Here is a 20,983-nt window from a genome sequence, read left to right on the forward strand (position 1 = left end):
GCTAAATTAGCCTGTAATCGCTGATTTTTGACGAAGTTTCCATTTAGGTAGGACTTTAGCTAAATAAGCGTCCATGCACCATACAGGGCCAATTAGAAGGAATTGCAAGTCTTTAAAGAAAGAAGGCTTCTTACCTTCAACTTTGTGCCCATAAAACTGCCCGATCCATGCAATCACAAACACGCCAATATAGAAGCCAACGCCGACAGGTAAAATCACAATCAGCCATGCCATTACTGCTAATAACGCTGCCATCGCCACAGCTAAAACAATATCTAAACGGGCATAAAAGACAAGGGTTAATACTAAGAGTAATGCGGTTAGCAAGGTACTAAAGTGCGCCAGAATACCAATGATTGAAAATAGAATTGCGGGAACACAGACCCAATGGATTTTTTTGTTGGTTTGGTTTTGGTGGCTGTCACTATATTCGTCAAACCATTCGTCGATTGATTTCACTGCGCGCTCCTTGCTGTATTCATTTTTATGTATTCAATATACCGAAGAATAGGATAGGGCGCAAAGTATTAAAAAATGGCATGTATAAAATAAAAAAAGCCGCAATAAGCGGCTTTTTAGCTGAGGTCTTAACGATTAAGAGTTAGGGCCATCAACACGTTCGATACTCACATTGCCTGTACCTGCGCTCGACATACCCAGTTGCTTAGCAGCACCATAAGATAAGTCTAATACACGGTTACCATGGAATGGACCACGATCGTTAACTTTGACAACAACACTTTTACCATTGTCTTTGTTAGTTACACGGATGTAACAGTTCAAAGGAAGGCTACGGTGCGCAGCAGTCATTGCATTCATATCGAATGTTTCACCGCTTGCTGTTTTGCGACCATGGAATTGACGACCATACCATGATGCAACGCCGCTTTGGCTGAATTTACGAACAGTGTTCGAAGCAACAGTATTCAGTTTTTCAATCACTGAAGGCTCTTCTGCTGGGATATCGATCTTAGCAGCAATCGTTTGGCGACGTACTTTGTCACCTGAACTCTCAGTGATTGAAAGACTATTAACGTTAGAGAAACGAGAATTAAAATTTTGAGAATCTTTGCTTAGAACGCGGGCAGCCAAATTAGAACCTTCCACATCATTTGATAATGATGAAGACTGTACCATTTCAGCATGTAACGGGCTTAAACTTAAGCCTGCCGTCAGCGCTAGAATATATTTTAGCGAAAACTGCATTGTATAAACTCCTAGAGAACATGCTTTTCTATTTCAATAAAAACATCTTGAAATATAGTGCACATGTCTAATTATTCACTTTTGCAATTACTTTATCTTGCGGCGATAATATTCATCGCTTACGAAGTGTGTCTAGTCCTTGACGATAAATAGTTACAAAAAGGGCAAAAACTTACAGTTTCTGGTTAAAAAATAATCAATATTGTAACAATTTATAAAATTTGCTGAATCTGTGTACTTTTTTAATAAAAAATTTATTGACTTTTCATTGTGTTGCAAAAAGCTAGCCTATCGGCTAGCTACTTCTGTGCCTAATAACCATACAGCAGTTGCATACATACGGCTTCTGTTGTAGGTCGTGATGACTTGGAAATTTGGATAAGTAATATAGTAGATTGGACCAAATTGATCTTGTAATTGAATGACATTGACCAAGTCGAGATCATCAATTTTGACCAAAGGGTTGACAGGTGCGATCCCTAATCTTTTCAACTCACCATAAGGTGTTGGTTGGGTTAAATCCTTGGCAATGATGCTATCAGGATTGTTACCTGTATATCGCGCAGGGAAGCCAATTGGGCGATCACGTTGCCAACCATGTTGAGCTAAATAGTTGGCAATTGATCCAATGGCATCTGCAGCAGAATTTCTTAAATCAATATGGCCATTACCATCATAGTCCACACCTAATTTTTGAATATTACTTGGCATAAACTGAGGGTAACCAATTGCACCTGCATAAGAACCCACGATACTGTTGGTCGGGTAACCTTCTTTATAGGTCCAAGAAATCAAGGCCGCGAGTTCATCACTAAAATAGTCAGCACGTCGTGGATAACCAAAGGCCAGCGTTGCCAAAGCATCTCTCGTGATGAAAGAGCCTTTATTGGCGCCATAACCTGTCTCTACCCCTAAAATCCCTAGAATGACTGACTTAGGCACGCCATATTGCTGTTCTGCGCGATTCAGCACATCATCATACTGGTTTTTAAAACGAACGCCGCGTTGGATGGTTCCTTCGGCTAAAAACATTGAACGATATTCGTACCATGGTTTACTTTCACCAGGACGTGTCATGATGTTTAAAATATTGGGTAAGTTGCGTGCACCGCTCATGGCGGCATCAATTTGCTCACCGCTTAAGCCATAAGTTGCCATCGCTTTTTGTTTAAATGCAGGATAATTGGGATGGGTATAGAATTCATTTGCTTGTACCCAATTGCTGCTCAAGAATAAACCAGCGCTTAAAGTCAAAAATTTAAAAGTTTTATTCAAAGTAGGAAGAAACATAAGTTTATAAAATTCCTCATTATCGATGTGTATGAATAGACATAACCAGTCCAAAAGTTGACATAAGAGTAATAATTGCAGTTCCGCCATAACTCATGAACGGCAAAGGCACACCTACTACAGGTAAAATACCACTGACCATGCCTGCGTTTACAAATACATAAACAAAAAAGGACAAACCAAATGCACCAGCAACCAAACGACCATAGTTATGGAAGCTTTGAAGGCCAATTTGGAAGGTTCTAAAAATAATTGCGCAATAGAGAAGAATAAGTAGGGTAACACCAATCAAGCCAAACTCTTCTGAATACGCTGCAATAATAAAGTCAGTATGACCTTCAGGTAAAAAGTGTAGGTGGGATTGCGTGCCCTCCAAAAAACCTTTGCCTGAGAAGCCACCCGAACCAATCGCCGTTTTTGATTGAATAATGTTCCAACCTGTTCCGAGTGCATCGGCTTCTGGGTTGAATAAAGTTAAGACCCGTTGACGTTGATAGTCATGCAGCAAGAATTCCCATGCAATTGGAATAATAACACCTGCTACACCCGCAGCACCCGCGATCAGCTTCCATGAGAGGCCACTGAGGAACAGTACAAAAATACCACTGGCAAGTACCAGTAAAGAAGTGCCTAAGTCGGGTTGTTCAGCAATTAAAAGAAAAGGAACAACAATCAACATTAAAGACAGGATGACTTGTGAAAAGCTCGGAGGTAGTGCTTTGCGTGACAAAAACCAAGCCACCATCATTGGCATGCCAATTTTCATAAACTCGCTGGGTTGCACGCTACCAAAGCCAGGAATATCAATCCAACGCTGGGCACCCATACGCACTTCACCAAAGACCATCACTGCAATCAGGCACAATACACCGAATACATAAAAGTAAGGTGAAAATGCCTGATACACTTTTGGAGGAATCTGAGCCAAACCGAACATGACCCCGAACCCTATCGCAAAACTCATTGCCTGTTTACTCACAAGACCAACATCTTGTGCTGATGCACTATATAGAACAGTTAATCCGAGTGCGGCATTTAGGACTAAAAATAGACACAGCCAAGGGTCGAGGTGGAGTTGTTGCCAACGAGAGGGCTGATTAGCGGTACTCAAGCCATCACGTGGTGCTTGACGCAAAAATTTGTATTGTGAGCTTGGAGACATGCGATTCTAAATCAAGTAAATCAACGCTCCGCGAATGCTAACATAAACACCGATTTAGACAATGCAAATTTAGAAATTGTGACATTTAGAGGTGATTATTTTGGCATAAAAAAAGCGACGATTTTGCAATCGTCGCTTTCTGATCATGGTTAGCTTATTTTTGTACCAAAAGTTGGTCGAAGTGCTTGGTAAAGACTTCAAGTTCAACTTGGCTCAAGCTTGGGATCAGTTTCTTAATGACGATATGAACAGCAGTTTCTACGCCACTGGTCGCAACGCTTGCGACACCGCGTTTCACCATACCCAGACCAAGTGTTTTATTGAATTCAGTCATAAAGTGATGGATCAAGGCATCCGCAAACTTTTTAAACTGTTGCGTTAAAGCATCACGTTGTTCTTTGCCGTTTCCAGCAGCAACTTCTGCAAAGCTCTTCTTCATATCGCTTACGAGACTGTCTGGTAGCACAGTACCGATACGTTGTTTGCCATCATTATCAATGAACAGGCTCTTTTCCATGAACGCTAAAGATTCAAGCACCTGTTCATTAGATGCTTTACCCAGTAGCTGTTTCATTAAGGTTTCAACAATGCCACGAATTTTAATCGCAAGACCTTCAGTCGTATCACGTTTGTCACTTGGTGGAAATTGTTGAACCAAGTGAACCAACATAGTGTCAATTAACTCATCAGTTAGCTGTAGAGAAATTTTGTCACGTAAAGGGTATTGAGGCTCTTTACTGTCACGGTTGGCTTGCGCAAGTTGAATGTCCTGGCTCAAACTTGCTGACGGAAGAATCCCGAAATAACTGGTCATTGAAGAACGTCCTCTATATCAAATTTATTCGTTTTATTGTCGTGCCAAGCGAATTGGCTCGGGCATCCATGACAAATCTGATACTCGGCATGGGTTAATATCCAAGCCCCCGCGGCGAGTATAAGTTGCATAGACCATCAGCTTTTCTGGTTGTAGCAGTTGCCAGATATCCGCAAATATTTGCTCAACACATTGTTCATGAAAACCATTATGCTGACGGTACGAGATAATATAAGCTAAAATGCTGCGATAACAAGGCTTTTTACCTTGCAAACGAATAAAAACAGTGCCCCAGTCTGGCTGACCGGTCACAGGACAATTACTTCTTAATAAATGCGAGTACAGCTCAATTTCAACGTCATCTTCTGCAGTTGTATCTAACTGCAACAAGCTGGAGTCAGGATGTTCTGATAAACGCTCAGGAGTCAGATCATCGATACAGATCCCTTGTGGTTTGGAAATCTCTAAATCATCAACTTGAAAAAGCTGTAACTCAACTTTCGCGCCAGCAGCATGGGATAAATCCCGTTCAACTGTTTCAATAAAAGCCTCTTTAGACTCAAATTGAGTGAAGTTCATGCTATTGAAATAAAGTTTAAGTGACTTTGATTCAATTAAATTGGGTGAACTGGCAGGTAAGGTCAAGCGACCAATGGCGACTTGTGGCAAACCAAGGCTATTTAGCCATGAAATTTCGAATACATGCCACCAGTCTTTGCCTTGAGTAATACCTTCAATATGTGCATATTGTTGGCGAGACTCGGCACGCGCAATTGGAAATAAAACATCTGGCTGATATTGAGTAGGGTATTGGGTATCTTTACCCAATAAAGAATGTTCAACACTCATTCACGCATTCCTGAACCACGAGCTAATAAATGATATGCAATTGCATAGAGGACAACACAACAAAGAGTCACGACACCTAAAGAGAAGGCAACGTTGACATCGCTGTGTCCTAAAATACCGTAACGGAAGGCATTGACCATATATACAATTGGATTAACTAAAGAGACGTTTTGCCAAAATGGACTTAGTGCACTAATGGCATAAAACACACCACCTAAATAGGTGAGTGGCGTCAATACGAAAGTCGGGATAATTGAAATATCATCGAAGGACTTGGCATAGACGGCATTAATAAAACCACCAAGTGAAAACAATAATGAAGTAATAATGACAGTATAGATCGTCACAAATAAATTATAAATTTCCAAATGGGTAAAGAACAGGCTCATTATCGTGACGATCAAGCCTACCAACACGCCACGGCTGACACCACCAATGACATAACCCCATAGGATTAGATGTAAAGGTACAGGGCTCATGATCAGTTCTTCAATACTTTTCTGAAATTTTGCACTAAAGAAGCTTGATGAAACGTTGGCATAGCTGTTGGTAATCACGGCCATCATAATCAAGCCGGGCACAATAAACTGCATGTAGCTAAAGCCACCCATCTCACCGATACGTGAACCAACCAGATTGCCAAAAATCACAAAGTACAAACTCATGGTGATGGCGGGTGGAAGTAGGGTTTGTGGCCAAATTCGCATAAAGCGACGAATTTCTTTAACAACTAAAGTCCAGAGAGCGGTTTGTAATTGACTGAAATTCATTGATCCGCTCCTGCAAGATTCTTTTCGACCATTTTCACAAACAGTTCTTCCAAGCGATTGGACTTATTACGCATACTGCTGACTTGGATATTTTGTGACTGTAATAACAAGAATAAGTCATTCATGTTATGTGCCTTATCCATAGTGACTTCTAAAGTAACAGGATCAATCAGATTAAATTTAAAACCAATAATATTGAGGTCAAAGGCTTCAATTGGCTCAGCTAAATCACAGATAAATGATTCTTCATTTAGCTGATTGAGGAAACCTTTCATGGTGGTATCTTCTTTAATTACACCACGGTCAATAATCGCGATGCGACGACACAGCATTTCTGCTTCTTCTAAATAATGTGTTGTCAGAATGATCGACGTGCCATTTTCATTCATTTCAGTGAGGAAGTCCCACATTGAACGACGTAGCTCGATATCGACACCTGCGGTCGGCTCATCAAGAATCAATAATTTAGGTTCATGCATCATGGCACGTGCAATCATCAAGCGGCGTTTCATACCACCTGAGAGCATACGTGATTGAATATTGCGTTTTTCCCACAAACCGAGTTTTTCTAAATAGTGTTCAGCGCGTTGTTCGGCCAGTTTTTTAGGAATGCCGTAATAGCCTGCTTGAGTCACTAGAATATCGAAGGTTTTTTCGAATTGACCAAAGTTAAATTCTTGAGGAACAACACCAAGACATTGTTTTGCATGTGAAGGATGGGTATCTAAGTTATGCCCAAAAATTTCAACTGAACCAGATGTTTTTTTGGTTAAAGAGCTAATGATACTGATCGTGGTTGATTTGCCTGCACCATTAGGTCCTAATAATGCATAGAATTCGCCTTCAGGAACGGTCAGATCAATTCCTTTTAACGCCTGAAAACCATTACGATAGGTTTTGGACAAATCGCTCAACACCAAAGCATCAGTCATAAACGTCTCACGTTGTTAAATAGAACGAGTATTTTGAGCGATATGAAAAAATAAACCAAGTAGAAAAATAGGTTTATGGCGTGTTAAAAACAGAACGATTATAAAAATAAGAGAAATAATGCAGAAAAGAAGAAATGGTGCGCTCAGCGGGACTCGAACCCACGCCACAGGCTTCGGAGACCTGTACTCTATCCAGTTGAGCTATGAGCGCATGCGTGCCACATCATAGGCAAAAAACACAGGCAGGTAAATATATACCTTCTAATAAAGGTGCTTCTTGATTATTAAAACATCAATTTTATTCTAGATTTATCAAGATTCTGCACATCTAACTATAAATGCTGTACAGAATAATTAATTAATTTCAATGTTTGATTCAATTGAGCTGGTGGAATCCGTGATTCTTGCAAAGAGGTGGTCCATTGCATTTGGCAAGCTTTAAGTTGTTGCAACGAATGAATTGACTGAATCTTCTGGATGAGCGGGCGAGCCATTAGACCGCAATAGGTCGTGAGTGTTTGAATCATGACTTGCTGGATTTCAACAAAAGGTAATTTTTCTAGCTCGATAATTTCAGGTTCTATTACTGGCTCAGTTACAACGGGTGTTGGTACAGCCGTAATGCTTTCTTGTACTGCAACAGGTGTTGATACAGTTTTGTGATCATTATTTTTTAGTATCGGTTCTAGGTCTGCTTGTTTAACCAGAGAGGGACCTTGTTCAGCTAACAGGCCCATATCAATGAGTTGCTGAACCAGTTCAGTGGGTGCGATACGTTCTTTATAGTCTTGATCAAGGTCTTTAAAATCTTCATGATCAATTAAAAGCAATAGACGACGTTGACGTGCTGTTAATGCAATATTACGTTCTTGTAACGCAGTTTGCCCAAGCTCGGTTTTAAAAAAATGTGACATCTCTTAATCTCCCCCAAATCAAGATCTAGACGGAGATTAAGATAAGGTTAAAAAATGACAATTATGTTAACAAATTATTAAATATCATCGCCTTGTTTAAAGTAAGTGGCAAATAACCTAAAAATTGAGAACACAATCCCTTATTTAACGAGTTTAGCCTCTAAAGCTTTGCGTAAATACGGGTCAAGATCATCCTGACGCATCAGCCATTGAATGTAATCGGCAGGGAGGTCTTGGATGGCTGTACCTTTATGTTTGCCAAAAGTAATACTTTTAGGAATACGCGCTTCTTCTGAAGCAAGATAAAGTTGTTCGATATTTTGAATGTTGAGTTGATGAATGATATGCATCAAGATGTTGGCGGTTAGGATAATGTCAGCGTCTGCACGATGCGCGCCTTTCAACATTTCTCGTGCTTTATCGCTCCCTTTTGAAATCAAATAAATCAGGGCGGAAATATTATGTGCTTCAGCATCTTCCCAGACACGACGAGCCAAAGCTAAGGTGCAAATCGGTTTTAATTTTGAGGTGTCGACACCACAACGTGCAATTGCAGCCACGTCGTAGTCAACGTTATGCCCAATGATATAAGTTGTTTCAGCAGGAAGTTGAAATTCATTATAAAAAGGTTGCTTGATCAGATTAGACTCTAAAATATGATGCACAGCCATTGCTGCATAGGAAATTGGTTGACCAACCTGATAAAGCTGGTCAAAAATTTGTTTTTTATCGAGACTGAGTTTTCCATTGTTGATTTCAATTGGAGCATAGGCGATTTCAATTGGCAAACCATTCAGTGTATGTGTTTCAGTATCTAAGATGATTGCTTGCATTTAAAGGCCGCCTAGCTTGAATTGAGTGCTGGGATATCTTACAAGAAATTTACGGCAAGCAGTATTGAATGAGAGTGAGGGGCTTTAAATTTTTAACAAAGTGGATAAATAAGCAACAAAATAAAAAAATACTTGAACAATTTGATATTAAGCGCATTCTTATGTAACTAATTGCCTTAGTAAAAGAATTACTAAGCTTTAGAATGAAAACGATAATAATCAGGGAAACATGACATGAATATGAAATTATTAACGGTTGCACTTCTTAGCTCAAGTTTGTTGCTTACAGCTTGTAATGACGATGATGACAATATTTCGTTTGTACCTAAGCCAGATATTCCAGAAAATAATATTAAAAACCCTGTGGTTGGTATTCCTGTTGCCTATACCAAGACCGACTTTAGTGCCGTGGCTGCTGAAAGTTCAGTCATGACTTATAAGATGTTGGGGCAGGATGGAAAAGAGACCATGGCAACCAGTTTATTGTTTGTACCTGGCGGGCCAACACCTGCAGGCGGCTGGAAAATTGTTGCTTGGGCACATGGCACCACAGGTGTTGCAGATCAATGTGCGCCAAGTCGCAATGCAACTAATCCAGCCATTCAAAGTATGATTAGCCAATTTTTGGCAGCAGGTTATGTGGTGGTTGCACCCGATTATGAAGGTTTAGGAGAACCGAGTGGGCGTGAACTTCATCCATTCCTAAATGTAAAAAGTGAAGCCTATTCGATTACCGATGCAGTGGTTGCTGCACGATATTATTTAGCTGGGCAAGGTAAACTGCTTTCACGTCAATGGATGACAGTTGGGCATTCTCAAGGCGGACAAGCAGCTTTGGGCGCAGCGCAATATCAAAGTCGGGCTAAGCTAGATTACAAAGGGACGGTCGCGGTTGCGCCTGCCTCTAATCTAGATTTAATCTTAACACTCGGCGAGCTATCTGTTACAGGGAAACCAACAGCAGTACAGATTCCCGTTTATGCAAATCTAGATACCTTTACTGCACTGATTACCGCAGGACTACGAAATTCAAATCCAGACCTAACATATAGTCAAATTTTTAAAAATCCAACGGCAGAAATTGCTCAGAAATATGCTGAAACGGCGTGTTCGGGTGATCTTGCGAATGCCTTTGGTGCGAGCATGACACAATATGATGTGACGAATGGTAGTTTAAATGGTTATGGCCGTACCCAAGATAACTTCTTAAACCTTCCTGTTGTTAAAAACTTTACCACTAACGATGGACAGCCTTTAACTGTTAAAGTGAGTACACCAATTATTATTTATCAGGGAACCAATGACACAACAGTTCCTCGATTGGCAACCAATACATTGGTGAGTTCTGCGCAACAAAAAGGGACGTCAATTCAATATATTACTGATGATGGTAACGCTGTAAAATGGGATCATAATACAGCTTACGGGGCAAACATCGGTAATATTGTGAATGATGTGAAAGCAGCAATGCCGGCGAATAATTAAGAGACGAGAGCAGCAGCCCAATTTTCCTGTTTGAGAAGATTGGGCTTTTTTCAATTTTAGCCCCTAAGATGTAAAAGTGTATAAAAAATAGCTTGTTGATTTTTATCTATTAAAACCATGAGTAAGAATGAATAAAATTCACGAATAATTAAATAAATATCAATCTGTGAAACCATAAACTTCGTGCTACAATATGCACCAATCTTTAGCACGGCTTAAAAGCCCTAATTCATAGGACCCTCCGCTAATGTTTGCCAATATCTCTATTGCTGAATTTGATCCAGAATTAGCTCAAGCAATTGCTTCTGAAGGCGTACGCCAAGAAGCACATATCGAGTTAATCGCATCTGAAAACTATTGCTCACCAGCTGTAATGGAAGCACAAGGATCAAAACTTACTAACAAATATGCAGAAGGCTATCCTGGCAAACGCTACTATGGCGGTTGTGAATATGTGGACGTGATTGAACAACTTGCAATTGATCGTGCAAAAGAGTTATTCGGTGCAGACTATGCAAACGTTCAACCACATGCGGGTTCACAAGCAAACTCTGCGGTTTACCTAGCGCTTCTTAACCCAGGTGATACCGTTCTTGGTATGAGCTTGGCTCACGGTGGTCACTTGACTCACGGTGCTAAAGTAAGCTTTTCTGGTAAAACATATAACGCTGTTCAGTATGGTTTAAATACTGAAACTGGCGAAATTGATTATGAAGAAGTAGAGCGTTTAGCGTTGGAACACAAGCCACGTATGATCGTTGCTGGTTTCTCTGCTTATAGCCAAATCGTTGATTGGCAGCGTTTCCGTGACATTGCAGACAAAGTAGGTGCATACCTTTTTGTTGATATGGCGCATGTTGCTGGTTTAGTTGCTGCGGGTGTTTATCCTAATCCAGTGCAAATTGCAGACGTAACAACTACCACAACACATAAAACACTTCGTGGTCCACGTTCTGGTTTAATCCTTGCGAAAGCAAATGAAGAAATCGAAAAGAAACTTCAATCAGCTGTATTCCCAGGCAACCAAGGTGGTCCTTTGATGCATGCGATTGCTGCTAAAGCAATCTGTTTCAAAGAAGCAATGTCTGATGAGTTTAAAACTTACCAGCAACAAGTTGTGAAAAATGCGCAAGCAATGGCTGAAGTGTTAATTGCACGTGGTTATGATGTTGTTTCTGGTGGTACAGAAAACCATTTATTCTTATTGTCTTTGATTAAACAAGACGTAACGGGTAAAGAAGTTGATGCTTGGTTAGGCTCAGCGCACATCACTGTAAACAAAAATGCGGTTCCAAATGACCCACGTTCTCCGTTCGTAACTTCTGGTATCCGTATTGGTACGCCAGCAGTGACAACTCGTGGTTTTGGTGAAGCTGAAGTACGTGAACTTGCAGGTTGGATCGCTGATGTGATCGACAGCAAAGGTGACGAGAAAGTGATTGCTGACGTAAAAGCTAAAGTTGAAGCTGTTTGTGCAAAATTCCCTGTGTATGCAAACTAATTTGTATAGCTAAAAAAGCGCCGTAAGGCGCTTTTTTTATGGGTAAACAAAATCTAAAAATATCAATTATTCCAATTTCACAGCCTCAAATTGGTGCTTTGTTTTTAAAAATGCACTCTGAACAAGCTAAAAATGACCTTTTTGGTATTACGAATATGCAAAATCGTATTACTAATCTGGCATGTCTTTTGCTTCATAACAACATAGATAAAGTTGTCTAGGGTTCCGATGTCTCTGTATGGAGGCATGACTGGTCCGAGAGAGAACGGTTCGATAGAACTACACGGAGGGATAAAAGCCCGGGAGGACAGGCATATTGCCATAACGAGGTTAAGCATCCGCAAGAGGTTTGTTATGAATCAATCGTTCTATCACGACAATAAAATACTGTGGCAAGAAACATTACCCGGTGGACATCATTGGTCTGGTCGCATTCAACGCGGGGCCGTTTTACAGCTCGAAGCGTTGGGACAACAGGCCAATGTGTCTTTGTTCTGTGTCAATGCTGATAACAAGCTTGAACGTTTTAATATGCCCGATAGTCTAAAAGCACAGCATACAGCTTTTCTCTCGACAGGGCATGTTTTGTATTCTGATCTTGGCCGTGTAATGGCCTCCATTGTTCAAGATCAACATGGCTGGAATGATGTGTTTTGTGGCCCGAGTACCGCCCAGCACATTGCACAACAGTTTGGCCAGAAAAACTTTCAGGATGCACGTAATGGCATGCATCAAAATGGTTTGGATAGTTTGTTGGTGGAATTGACCAAGTTTGGTCTAGGCCAAGCGGATCTGAGCGCGACGGTGAATTTATTTTCAAAAGTCCAGCCCGATGATCATGGTCGATTAAGTTATGTCACAGACGACAATCAACAGCAAAAGATTGAACTGCGCTTTGAAATGGATTGTCTGGTTTTTCTTTCTGCGGCACCACATCCACTCGATTTATCTACACAGTATCAACCCGCCGATATCCAACTTCGTCTATTCAAAGCCAATGCCTTAACTGAACAAGATGTTTGTCGGGATTCTTGCGCTCAAAATCAACGTGGTTTTGCCAATAACACACGCTATTACGCATTGTCGAATTAAGGTGGGGAGCGAGAAAATGACAGCATCAGCAAAAATTGAACAGATTGTTTTAGACCAGATTTGCCTTGCAGGTGAAGCATGGATGGGTGAGGTGAAACAAGGTCAGTATTTCCGCATTATTGATCTGGAAGGAAACCAAGCCGTTGATACCTTATTTATCAGTGCCAACAACGCCGAAGAACGTTATAGCGCAACCGATACCTTGGCGCAAAATCAGCAACTTTATCTGGAAAAAGGTACAACTTTATTTAGTAATTTTGCCCGTCCAATTGCTCGTATTGTCGATGACAATTGTGGCAGACATGACACCTTAGGTGGCGCATGTTCATGTGAAAGCAATACGGTGCGTTATGCACATGATAAATATCCGATGCACAGTTGCCGTAATAATTTTATGTACGCCTTGGCACAGCATCCGATCGCCAAAAAGCATCAGCTCAATGTCCGTCATATCGGCCCCAATATTAACTTTTTTATGAATGTGCCAGTAACCGAAGACGGTCATTTAAAGTTTGAAGATGGCGTTTCGGCAGCGGGTAAATATGTCGAAATCAAAGCCGAAATGGATTTGATCGTTCTGATTTCAAATTGTCCGCAATTGAATAATCCTTGTAATGCCTATAACCCGACCAAAATCCAACTTGTTATACGTGACGCGTGAGGTGGCATAATGTTTAAAAAAGTACTGATTGCCAATCGTGGGGCGATTGCCTGTCGTGTCATTCGTAGCTTAAAGAAATTTGGGATTCAATCGGTTGCCGTCTATTCCGAAGCGGATCGGGACTCCTTGCATGTCAGTTTAGCCGATGAAGCGATTTTTATCGGTGATTCAGCTGCACAGCAAAGCTATTTAAATATTGAAAAAATTCTGGCTGCAGCACAGCACACTGGGGCTGAAGCGATTCATCCAGGTTATGGTTTTTTATCAGAAAATGCCGAATTTTGTGATCTGTGCGAGCAACAGGGTATTGCCTTTATTGGTCCGACCTCACAGCAAATGCGTGATTTTGGTCTAAAACATACCGCACGAGCATTGGCGATTCAGAACCATGTGCCCTTGCTACCGGGTAGCCAGTTGCTTATCGACTTGGATGATGCATTGCTTCAGGCCGATCAGATTGGCTATCCCGTGATGCTGAAAAGCACTGCAGGCGGTGGCGGTATTGGCATGCGTCGGGTCTGGAATGAACAGGAATTAAAAGAAGCCTATCAAACCGTTTCCTATCTGGCGCAAGCGAACTTTAAAGATGCGGGACTGTATCTGGAAAAGTTTGTCGAAAATGCGCGCCACATTGAGGTGCAGATTTTTGGAGATGGCCAAGGCCATGTCATTGCACTTGGTGAGCGTGATTGTTCGGTACAACGCCGTAATCAAAAAGTGATTGAGGAAACACCTGCACCACATTTGAATGATGAGCAACGCACGTATATTCAACAGGTTGCCATTCAATTGATGCAGTCGGTGCGGTATCGTTCCGCGGGTACGGTTGAATTTGTGATGGATACCGACACACAACAGTTTTACTTTCTGGAAGTGAATACACGCTTGCAAGTGGAACATGGGGTAACGGAACAGGTGTATGACGTTGATCTGGTGGAATGGATGGTGAGCTTGGCCAGTGGGGATTGGCAAGCACCGCAACAGATTGCACCGCCCAAAGGTCATTCGATTCAAGTGCGTTTATATGCCGAAGATCCGATCAAAAACTTTCAACCCAGCGCGGGTTTATTGACCAGTGTCAAATTTGACCCTCAATCACGGGTGGAAACTTGGGTCGAAACAGGCTCAAATGTTTCCTCATTCTATGACCCGATGATTGCAAAAATTATTGTGACGGCAACGGATCGAGAGCAGGCCATCGTTGCTATGCAAAATAGCCTAAGTAATACAGAGATTGCAGGGATTGAAACCAATCTCGAGTATTTACAGGAAATTATTGCGGGTGAGGTATTTGGGCAAGGCACACAAACCACCCGTTTCTTGAATCAGTTTGAATGGAAAACCCAAAAAATAGAGGTGTTACAGGCAGGGATTCAAACTGCAGTGCAAGATGTAACAGGTCGCTTGGGCTATTGGGATGTCGGTGTTCCGCCTTCAGGTGCGATGGATGCATTGAGTTTAAATGTTGCCAATCAATTGTTGGGCAATGCGTTCAATAGTTCGGGGCTAGAATGTACTTTACTTGGACCGACTTTAAAGTTTCATTGTGATAGTCAGATTGCCATCACTGGCGGTGAGATGGAGGCCAGTTTGGATGGTCAGCCAGTCGCGATGTGGTCAAGCATCAATGTGCGTAAAGGTCAGGTGTTAAAATGCGGTCGTATCAGTACGGGTTGCCGTAGTTATATTGGGATTAAACATGGATTTAATCTGCCTGCGTATTTGGGCAGTTTAGCGACCTTTACCTTGGGGCAGTTTGGTGGTCATGCAGGGCGTAATTTACTGATTGGCGATATGTTGCCAATCACGGAGGCGAAAGCTGAGCAAACGGCTGCATTAACACCAGAACAAATCCCAAGTTTTAAAACCGAATGGGAAATCGCGGTCATGTATGGTCCGCATGGTGCACCTGATTTTTTTACGCCGAATGATGTTGCCATGTTTTTTGATCAAGACTGGGAGATTCACTTTAACTCGAGTCGTACCGGTATTCGCTTGATTGGCCCGAAACCTGAATGGGCACGGATTGATGGCGGTGAGGCAGGTCTACATCCGTCGAATATCCATGACAATGCCTATGCGATTGGTGCAATTGATTTCACGGGAGATATGCCGATTATTTTAGGGCCAGATGGTCCGAGTTTAGGCGGTTTCGTTTGTCCTGCGGTGGTGATCAACTCAGAGTTATGGAAATTAGGTCAACTCAAAGCAGGCGATAAAGTGAAATTTGTTCCTGTCAGTTATGCGCAGGCGCAACAGTTAGAACAGCGTTATCAATCGGCGTTACAGGATGAAACGGCATTACAAGTTAATTTTGAACCTATATTCAAAGCAGAGCCTGTCACTTTAAAAAATGCGGTGTTGGCGACTTTGGATCAGGGTGCCGATAAACCCAAAGTGAGCTATCGTCCCGCAGGTAACCAGTATTTGTTGGTGGAATATGGTGAACTGGTCTTAGATCTCAATTTACGTTTCCGTATTCATGCCTTAATGCAATGGGTGCAGCAACAAAATATTCAGGGCATCATTGATTTGACCCCAGGCATTCGTTCATTACAGATTCATTATGATTCAATGGTTTTGGAGCAACTGGATTTACTGCGCTTGTTACAAGTGGCTGAAAGTGAATTACCCGATATTGAACATATGCAGGTACCGTCTAGAACTGTGTATTTGCCGTTAGCTTGGGAAGATTCGCAAACCCAACTTGCCACCGAAAAATATACGCAATTGGTTCGTCCAGATGCACCATGGTGTCCAGACAATATTGAGTTCATTCGCCGTATTAACGGTCTTGCATCGAAGCAAGCAGTAAAAGACGTGGTCTATGATACCGCTTATTTGGTGATGGGTTTGGGTGATGTCTATCTGGGTGCACCTGTTGCCACACCGCTAGACCCGAGACATCGTTTAGTCACCACCAAATATAATCCTGCTCGAACATGGACGCCTGAAAATGCGGTCGGAATTGGCGGGGCTTATATGTGTGTTTATGGCATGGAAGGGCCGGGTGGCTATCAGTTTGTAGGACGTACTACACAGGTTTGGAGTCGTTATCGTCAAAATCCGAATTTTGAAGCGCACAAGCCGTGGTTGCTCAGATTCTTTGACCAGATCCGTTTTTATGAAGTGTCTGAATCTGAGCTGTTAGAAATGCGTGAAGACTTTAAAGCAGGACGTTTGCAACTGCGGATCGAAGAAGGGGTACTGAATCTCAAAGACTACAATGCTTTTCTAAAAGACAATGAAAGCAGTATTCAAGCTTTTAAACAGGTTCAACAAAGTAATTTTGAAGAGGAACGCCATCGCTGGCATGAAGCAGGCTTGGCTGAATATGTTTCCGAAAGTATGGATGCAGTACTGGATGATTCAGAAATAATTGTTCCGAGCGGTGGCATGATCGTGGAGTCACATATGCCGGGTTCGGTCTGGAAAATTGAATGTACCGTAGGCGATATTATCGAAGAAGGTGAAACCTTGGCGGTAATTGAAGCAATGAAAATTGAAATTCCAATCCTTGCGCCTGCAAAAATGAAAGTTGACAGTATCTTGATTGATAAAGCACAAACGGTAAAAACAGGACAGGCATTATTCACGCTTGCGCCTGCTGTATAGCAATCAAATTCATGATGCAGAAAAGGCCCTATGATGAAACATCGGGCTTTTTTTATGTGCATTTATTCAGCAATTCACACGGTTTTTTCTACTTTATTTGGCTAAAAAACTGGCATAGATACTGCATTAAATATTACGAATTATAAATTTGGTATTACTAAGGCTGAGGTGGTTATGAAAACACAATCAATCCTAATTCAGTATTTCAAAGTTGCAGTGCGCTGTTTTGCCAATTTACTGAGCGTCCGAGCAGGTCTGTATGTAAAGCAAACCCAGCTACCCAAACAGTAGTCTGATCATTATGAATGCACGTCCAAAACTGACTCGAATCAGTATTACCGTCCCTGAAAAGACGGTTGAAGCCTTAGATCAAACCATTGTCGAAGAGCATTATGAAAGTCGCTCTCAGGCGATTGTCGACATGATTAACAAGCATTTAATTGCTGAACAGGCACAGCAAAATGCAGTCATGGTGGGTACACTGACCTTGCTCTATGACGCCAGTTGCATGCCGTTGCGTATGCAACTCTTAGACTTACAACAAAAATTTTTAGAACAGGTGATCAGTTCATTACATATTCAACTGGATCAACAAAAAATATTGGAAGTCATGCTGTTACAAGGTGGCAGTAATGACCTTAAACAGATTAGCCAACAATTTACTGCCTTAAAAGGGGTGATTAAAGGGCATCTGGAACTCATGGATGCCGTGATGCCCCCCTTACAGCAAAACGATTAGGATGCAGCGGCATTGTCGCTCAACACGTGATTGAGACGTGCTCTGGGCAAAATTTCAAAAAAGATATGGGGTGATTATGAAGCAAGCAATAGCAACGTTATCTGTTTCAGTGCTGTTCGGGCTGGTGCTTAGCGCGTGTGATAATTCGGCAAAAGTGCCAACGGCGGAGAAAGCGACCGAGGCCAAAGATGTAGCAACAACCACGCCTATTACGATTGGGTATAGTGATTGGCCGGGTTGGGTGGCTTGGCAAGTGGCGATTGAAAAAGGTTGGCTCAAAGATGCAGGCTTAAATGTTGAATTTAAATGGTTTGATTATTCAGCCTCAATCTCTGCTTTTGCTGCCAATCAACTCGATGCGGTGTTTATTACCAATGGCGATAATTTGGTGAATGCCTCTGGCGGGAGCAAGGGCATGATCATTATGGTGACGGATTATTCTGCGGGTAATGATGTCATTATTGCCAAGAATGGTATTAACAGTATTCAGGATTTAAAAGGTAAGTCCATTGCAACGGAAAAGGGCTTGGTGGATCACCTGTTATTATCAACCGCGTTGACCGATGCCAAGATTCCATTCTCAGATATTAAGCTGGTCAATTCAGTAACCAATGAACTTCCTCAAGTGTTTGGCAGTCAGGATATTGCTGCGATTGCAGTATGGCAACCCGTTGCCAATCAAGCGTTAAAAGCAGTGGCGGGTTCCAAGATTATTTATAGTTCCAAAGATAAGCCAGGTTTGATCTACGATACGCTTGCGGTGAATCCAACTCATTTATCGGCGCATCAAGAGGACTGGAAAAAGCTGATCCAAGTGTGGGATAAAACGGTGAAATACATCCAAGACCCTACAACCCACGCAGATGCCGTAAAGATCATGGCCAATCGTGTTGGTGTTGATCCTCAGCAATATGAGCAATTCATTGAGGGGACACATTTACTGGATATCGCAGCGAATAAGAAAGTGTTCCAGAAGAGAACAGGCTTTGACTCGATTTATGGTTCAACCTATCACGTCAATCAATTCAATGTCAGTAATGGGATTTATAAAACTGAAGTGGATGTAGATGGTTTGATTTATCCAGCTTTGGTGGATGAGTTGAAATAGCTAATTTATAAAAAAAATCGTTCTCATAGAACGATTTTTTTTATTTCTGGATTTTAAAATCTGAAGGACAATCTTTTTAAAGAATTGATTGTCCTTGTCTAGATCAATCAGATAGAAACAGGATTAGTAAGATCGCGTGGCATTTTTTAATAAATGCTTTTGCTCAGCAGCCAGCCATTGTTGTGTATCCGTGGTGGTTGCGGTTGTGGTATTAAATACAAAATCAGGTTGATACATATCCAGATGAAAATAAAGTCGATACAGTTCACCTTCAATCTGTTTCAGTTGGGTCAGGGTATTGGAATCTTCTATTTCAAAATCATCGAGTGAAATTGATTGCTGTAAACGATTACTGATTGTACTAAAACCAATAGAAGAACCATTTAAAGCAACCGAGACTTCATAGCTTTCGATCACTTTAGGAACATTTTCAGGGTGATCAATTGACCCATTTTTCAGTTGCTTTTGTTGTTTTGGAAGGCGTGATTGAGCATAAGCCATGTGCTGATCGCTGATCACCAAGCCACCGTCCATAAGTACTATCTTTTGCGTTACCACATGCTGCATCTGAAAGAGGCGTAACCCTAAAAATAAACCCTGTTGAGCCTGTTGCCGCCAATCCTCAACATAGGCATGGGAAGGTGAAAACTCTAAAATACTGTTGCCTATCGGGTAGAGTTTCGCTGGCTCAGGCCATTGAATATGATTCTGATAGTTTTGATGAATCTGCCAAGAGAGTAATTCACGATCTGGATCCCATAAGGTATCACCAATCCATCCCTGTCGTTCGTGTAGCGCTGTTTGATTTGCATCGACCAGTCGGAGGTCAATACTGAAAGATTTGGACTGAAACCAGTACACAATGGTTTTTTCGTCCGTCATGCCATTAAAGAAGCTGATACTTTTGCGTCTAAAGCATCCTAGTAAATAGCGGGGTAAGGGCAAGTGATCATCCATTGCTGTTGGCTCAAGTTGCGTGAGTAAGTTGATTAGATTCATTCACCTGCTCCTTGTTCATTTAAACCAAAGGAGTACAGCGGGCGGGCATTTTCAAGTACCAACTCACCCGACTGAATGCGTTGCTTGAGGTACATAAAGGTTTGAGCGGTCTGATTGAATAGATGTTCACCGCCTTTCATTGGCGGGTATAACGGCGCTTCATTGGAGATGAGCGGTTGAATCAGATAGTCATAATCACAGGAGAAGAACAGCGGAAAAGAATAGCGTTCCTGTTGCACTCGTCGAACACGATGCTTGGTTGCCAGATAACGGCCATTGGATAAGATTTCCATCATGTCACCAATATTCATTACCATGGTGTTTTCAATTAAGGGAATATCGATCCATTCACCTTGTTTATTCAGTACCTGTAAACCTTCAGCCGTTGGAAATAAAAGGGTAAAACATTCATAGTCGGTATGTGCACCAATGCCTGATTGATCTTCTGCCTCGGGATTATAAGGGTAGTGAATCAGCCTTAATTGGCTTGGTGCATGCTTTGAATACGGTTCAAAAAAGTCTTCATTCAGCTCAAGTGCCAAAGCAAAAGCTTTAAATAGCTGATTTCCGATGGTTTTGATATGTTGATAATAATTTAGGACGCTTTGCTTAAAGATTGCATCCTCTGGCCATAGCGTTGGACCGAGTAAAGGACGACGATGCAGCTCACCGAGATAGTCATAATTAATGTCATAAGATTCTTTTAAATCATAGACATTGGCTTTGAATTGTTCTTCACCGATTGGCACATAACCACTATGATTTTCGGAAAGACCAATATAATGCTGCATTTTAGTGGCTTGGTCTTGGCTAAAATAGTGCTGTGCAACTTGTTTTAATTGATCGAACAGTTCGGGCTGAAATTGTTCCCCTTGAATGTATAAGAAGCCAATGTCCTTACAGGCTTGATCAAGTTGCTTGACCACCTGTTTGCGATCTTCTAAACGCTCACTGTTGAGGAGTGAAATATCAATTAAGGGCAATACATAATCATGGTTCATGAGATTCACCAT

Annotated in this window: 20 protein-coding genes, 1 tRNA gene and 1 riboswitch; of the genes, 8 read left to right on the forward strand and 13 right to left on the reverse strand. The window is 41.6% G+C overall.

Annotation, left to right across the window (positions count from 1 at the left end):
• Positions 1–6: 6 nt before the first annotated feature.
• The 11 genes from F907_RS08880 to F907_RS08830 form a co-directional block, all read right to left on the reverse strand.
• Positions 7–459, reverse strand: coding sequence for an Mpo1 family 2-hydroxy fatty acid dioxygenase (locus F907_RS08880; protein ID WP_016652220.1), 453 nt, complete (start codon positions 457–459; stop codon positions 7–9).
• A 135-nt stretch (positions 460–594) separates the two neighbouring features.
• Entirely contained in the window at positions 595–1,206 is a 612-nt protein-coding gene (locus F907_RS08875; RefSeq protein WP_005274656.1) for a septal ring lytic transglycosylase RlpA family protein, read from the reverse strand.
• A 288-nt stretch (positions 1,207–1,494) separates the two neighbouring features.
• Positions 1,495–2,496, reverse strand: coding sequence for a lytic murein transglycosylase B (mltB, locus tag F907_RS08870; RefSeq protein ID WP_005274659.1), 1,002 nt, complete (start codon positions 2,494–2,496; stop codon positions 1,495–1,497).
• A 19-nt stretch (positions 2,497–2,515) separates the two neighbouring features.
• On the reverse strand, positions 2,516–3,658 hold the full coding sequence (gene rodA, locus F907_RS08865) for a rod shape-determining protein RodA (protein WP_005274662.1): 1,143 nt from the start codon (positions 3,656–3,658) through the stop codon (positions 2,516–2,518).
• 154 nt (positions 3,659–3,812) lie between these two features.
• Positions 3,813–4,472 (reverse strand): hypothetical protein, encoded by a 660-nt coding sequence (locus F907_RS08860; RefSeq protein ID WP_005274665.1) that lies wholly within the window; start codon positions 4,470–4,472, stop codon positions 3,813–3,815.
• A gap of 33 nt (positions 4,473–4,505) precedes the next feature.
• Positions 4,506–5,321, reverse strand: coding sequence for an NADPH-dependent 7-cyano-7-deazaguanine reductase QueF (queF, locus tag F907_RS08855; RefSeq protein ID WP_016652221.1), 816 nt, complete (start codon positions 5,319–5,321; stop codon positions 4,506–4,508).
• On the reverse strand, positions 5,318–6,091 hold the full coding sequence (locus F907_RS08850) for an ABC transporter permease (RefSeq protein WP_005274670.1): 774 nt from the start codon (positions 6,089–6,091) through the stop codon (positions 5,318–5,320). The genes queF and F907_RS08850 overlap by 4 nt, the downstream gene beginning before the upstream one ends.
• On the reverse strand, positions 6,088–7,023 hold the full coding sequence (locus F907_RS08845) for an ABC transporter ATP-binding protein (protein ID WP_005242001.1): 936 nt from the start codon (positions 7,021–7,023) through the stop codon (positions 6,088–6,090). The genes F907_RS08850 and F907_RS08845 overlap by 4 nt, the downstream gene beginning before the upstream one ends.
• Before the next feature lie 135 nt (positions 7,024–7,158).
• Positions 7,159–7,234, reverse strand: a tRNA-Arg gene (locus F907_RS08840).
• Between the two features lie 121 nt (positions 7,235–7,355).
• Positions 7,356–7,937 (reverse strand): hypothetical protein, encoded by a 582-nt coding sequence (locus F907_RS08835; protein WP_016652222.1) that lies wholly within the window; start codon positions 7,935–7,937, stop codon positions 7,356–7,358.
• Between the two features lie 140 nt (positions 7,938–8,077).
• Positions 8,078–8,770, reverse strand: a complete 693-nt coding sequence (locus F907_RS08830; RefSeq protein ID WP_016652223.1) for a putative quorum-sensing-regulated virulence factor — start codon at positions 8,768–8,770, stop codon at positions 8,078–8,080.
• A 234-nt stretch (positions 8,771–9,004) separates the two neighbouring features.
• Between F907_RS08830 and F907_RS08825 the strand changes: the two genes are divergently transcribed.
• The 8 genes from F907_RS08825 to F907_RS08790 all read left to right on the forward strand — a co-directional run bounded on the left by F907_RS08825 (position 9,005) and on the right by F907_RS08790 (position 18,971).
• Positions 9,005–10,255 carry an alpha/beta fold hydrolase gene (locus F907_RS08825; RefSeq protein WP_016652224.1) on the forward strand — a complete coding sequence of 417 codons (1,251 nt, stop codon included), beginning with the start codon at positions 9,005–9,007 and terminating at the stop codon, positions 10,253–10,255.
• A gap of 247 nt (positions 10,256–10,502) precedes the next feature.
• A complete protein-coding gene (gene glyA, locus F907_RS08820) occupies positions 10,503–11,756 on the forward strand; it encodes a serine hydroxymethyltransferase (RefSeq protein WP_005313196.1) in 1,254 nt (417 codons plus the stop codon).
• A gap of 38 nt (positions 11,757–11,794) precedes the next feature.
• Entirely contained in the window at positions 11,795–11,977 is a 183-nt protein-coding gene (locus F907_RS18770) for a hypothetical protein (protein ID WP_016652225.1), read from the forward strand.
• A riboswitch (guanidine-I (ykkC/yxkD leader) is annotated at positions 11,963–12,064 on the forward strand. Its footprint overlaps the gene before it by 15 nt.
• A gap of 46 nt (positions 12,065–12,110) precedes the next feature.
• A complete protein-coding gene (locus F907_RS08810; RefSeq protein WP_016652226.1) occupies positions 12,111–12,848 on the forward strand; it encodes an urea amidolyase associated protein UAAP1 in 738 nt (245 codons plus the stop codon).
• A gap of 16 nt (positions 12,849–12,864) precedes the next feature.
• Positions 12,865–13,509, forward strand: a complete 645-nt coding sequence (locus F907_RS08805) for an urea amidolyase associated protein UAAP2 (RefSeq protein WP_016652227.1) — start codon at positions 12,865–12,867, stop codon at positions 13,507–13,509.
• A 9-nt stretch (positions 13,510–13,518) separates the two neighbouring features.
• On the forward strand, positions 13,519–17,124 hold the full coding sequence (gene uca / locus F907_RS08800; protein ID WP_016652228.1) for an urea carboxylase: 3,606 nt from the start codon (positions 13,519–13,521) through the stop codon (positions 17,122–17,124).
• Positions 17,125–17,425: 301 nt separating this feature from the next.
• Positions 17,426–17,863, forward strand: a complete 438-nt coding sequence (locus F907_RS08795; protein ID WP_005187690.1) for a CopG family ribbon-helix-helix protein — start codon at positions 17,426–17,428, stop codon at positions 17,861–17,863.
• Between the two features lie 76 nt (positions 17,864–17,939).
• Entirely contained in the window at positions 17,940–18,971 is a 1,032-nt protein-coding gene (locus tag F907_RS08790) for an ABC transporter substrate-binding protein (protein ID WP_016652230.1), read from the forward strand.
• A 123-nt stretch (positions 18,972–19,094) separates the two neighbouring features.
• Here F907_RS08790 and F907_RS08785 read toward each other — a convergent pair whose 3' ends face one another.
• Together F907_RS08785 and F907_RS08780 are read right to left on the reverse strand one after the other, a co-directional pair.
• Complete coding sequence (locus tag F907_RS08785) at positions 19,095–19,970, reverse strand: hypothetical protein (protein ID WP_016652231.1); 876 nt, start codon at positions 19,968–19,970, stop codon at positions 19,095–19,097.
• Positions 19,967–20,983, reverse strand: coding sequence for an isopenicillin N synthase family dioxygenase (locus F907_RS08780; RefSeq protein WP_016652232.1), 1,017 nt, complete (start codon positions 20,981–20,983; stop codon positions 19,967–19,969). Before F907_RS08780 ends, F907_RS08785 begins: the two co-directional genes overlap by 4 nt.

Origin of the sequence: Acinetobacter colistiniresistens, assembly GCF_000413935.1 — a bacterium.
GTDB lineage: Bacteria > Pseudomonadota > Gammaproteobacteria > Pseudomonadales > Moraxellaceae > Acinetobacter > Acinetobacter colistiniresistens.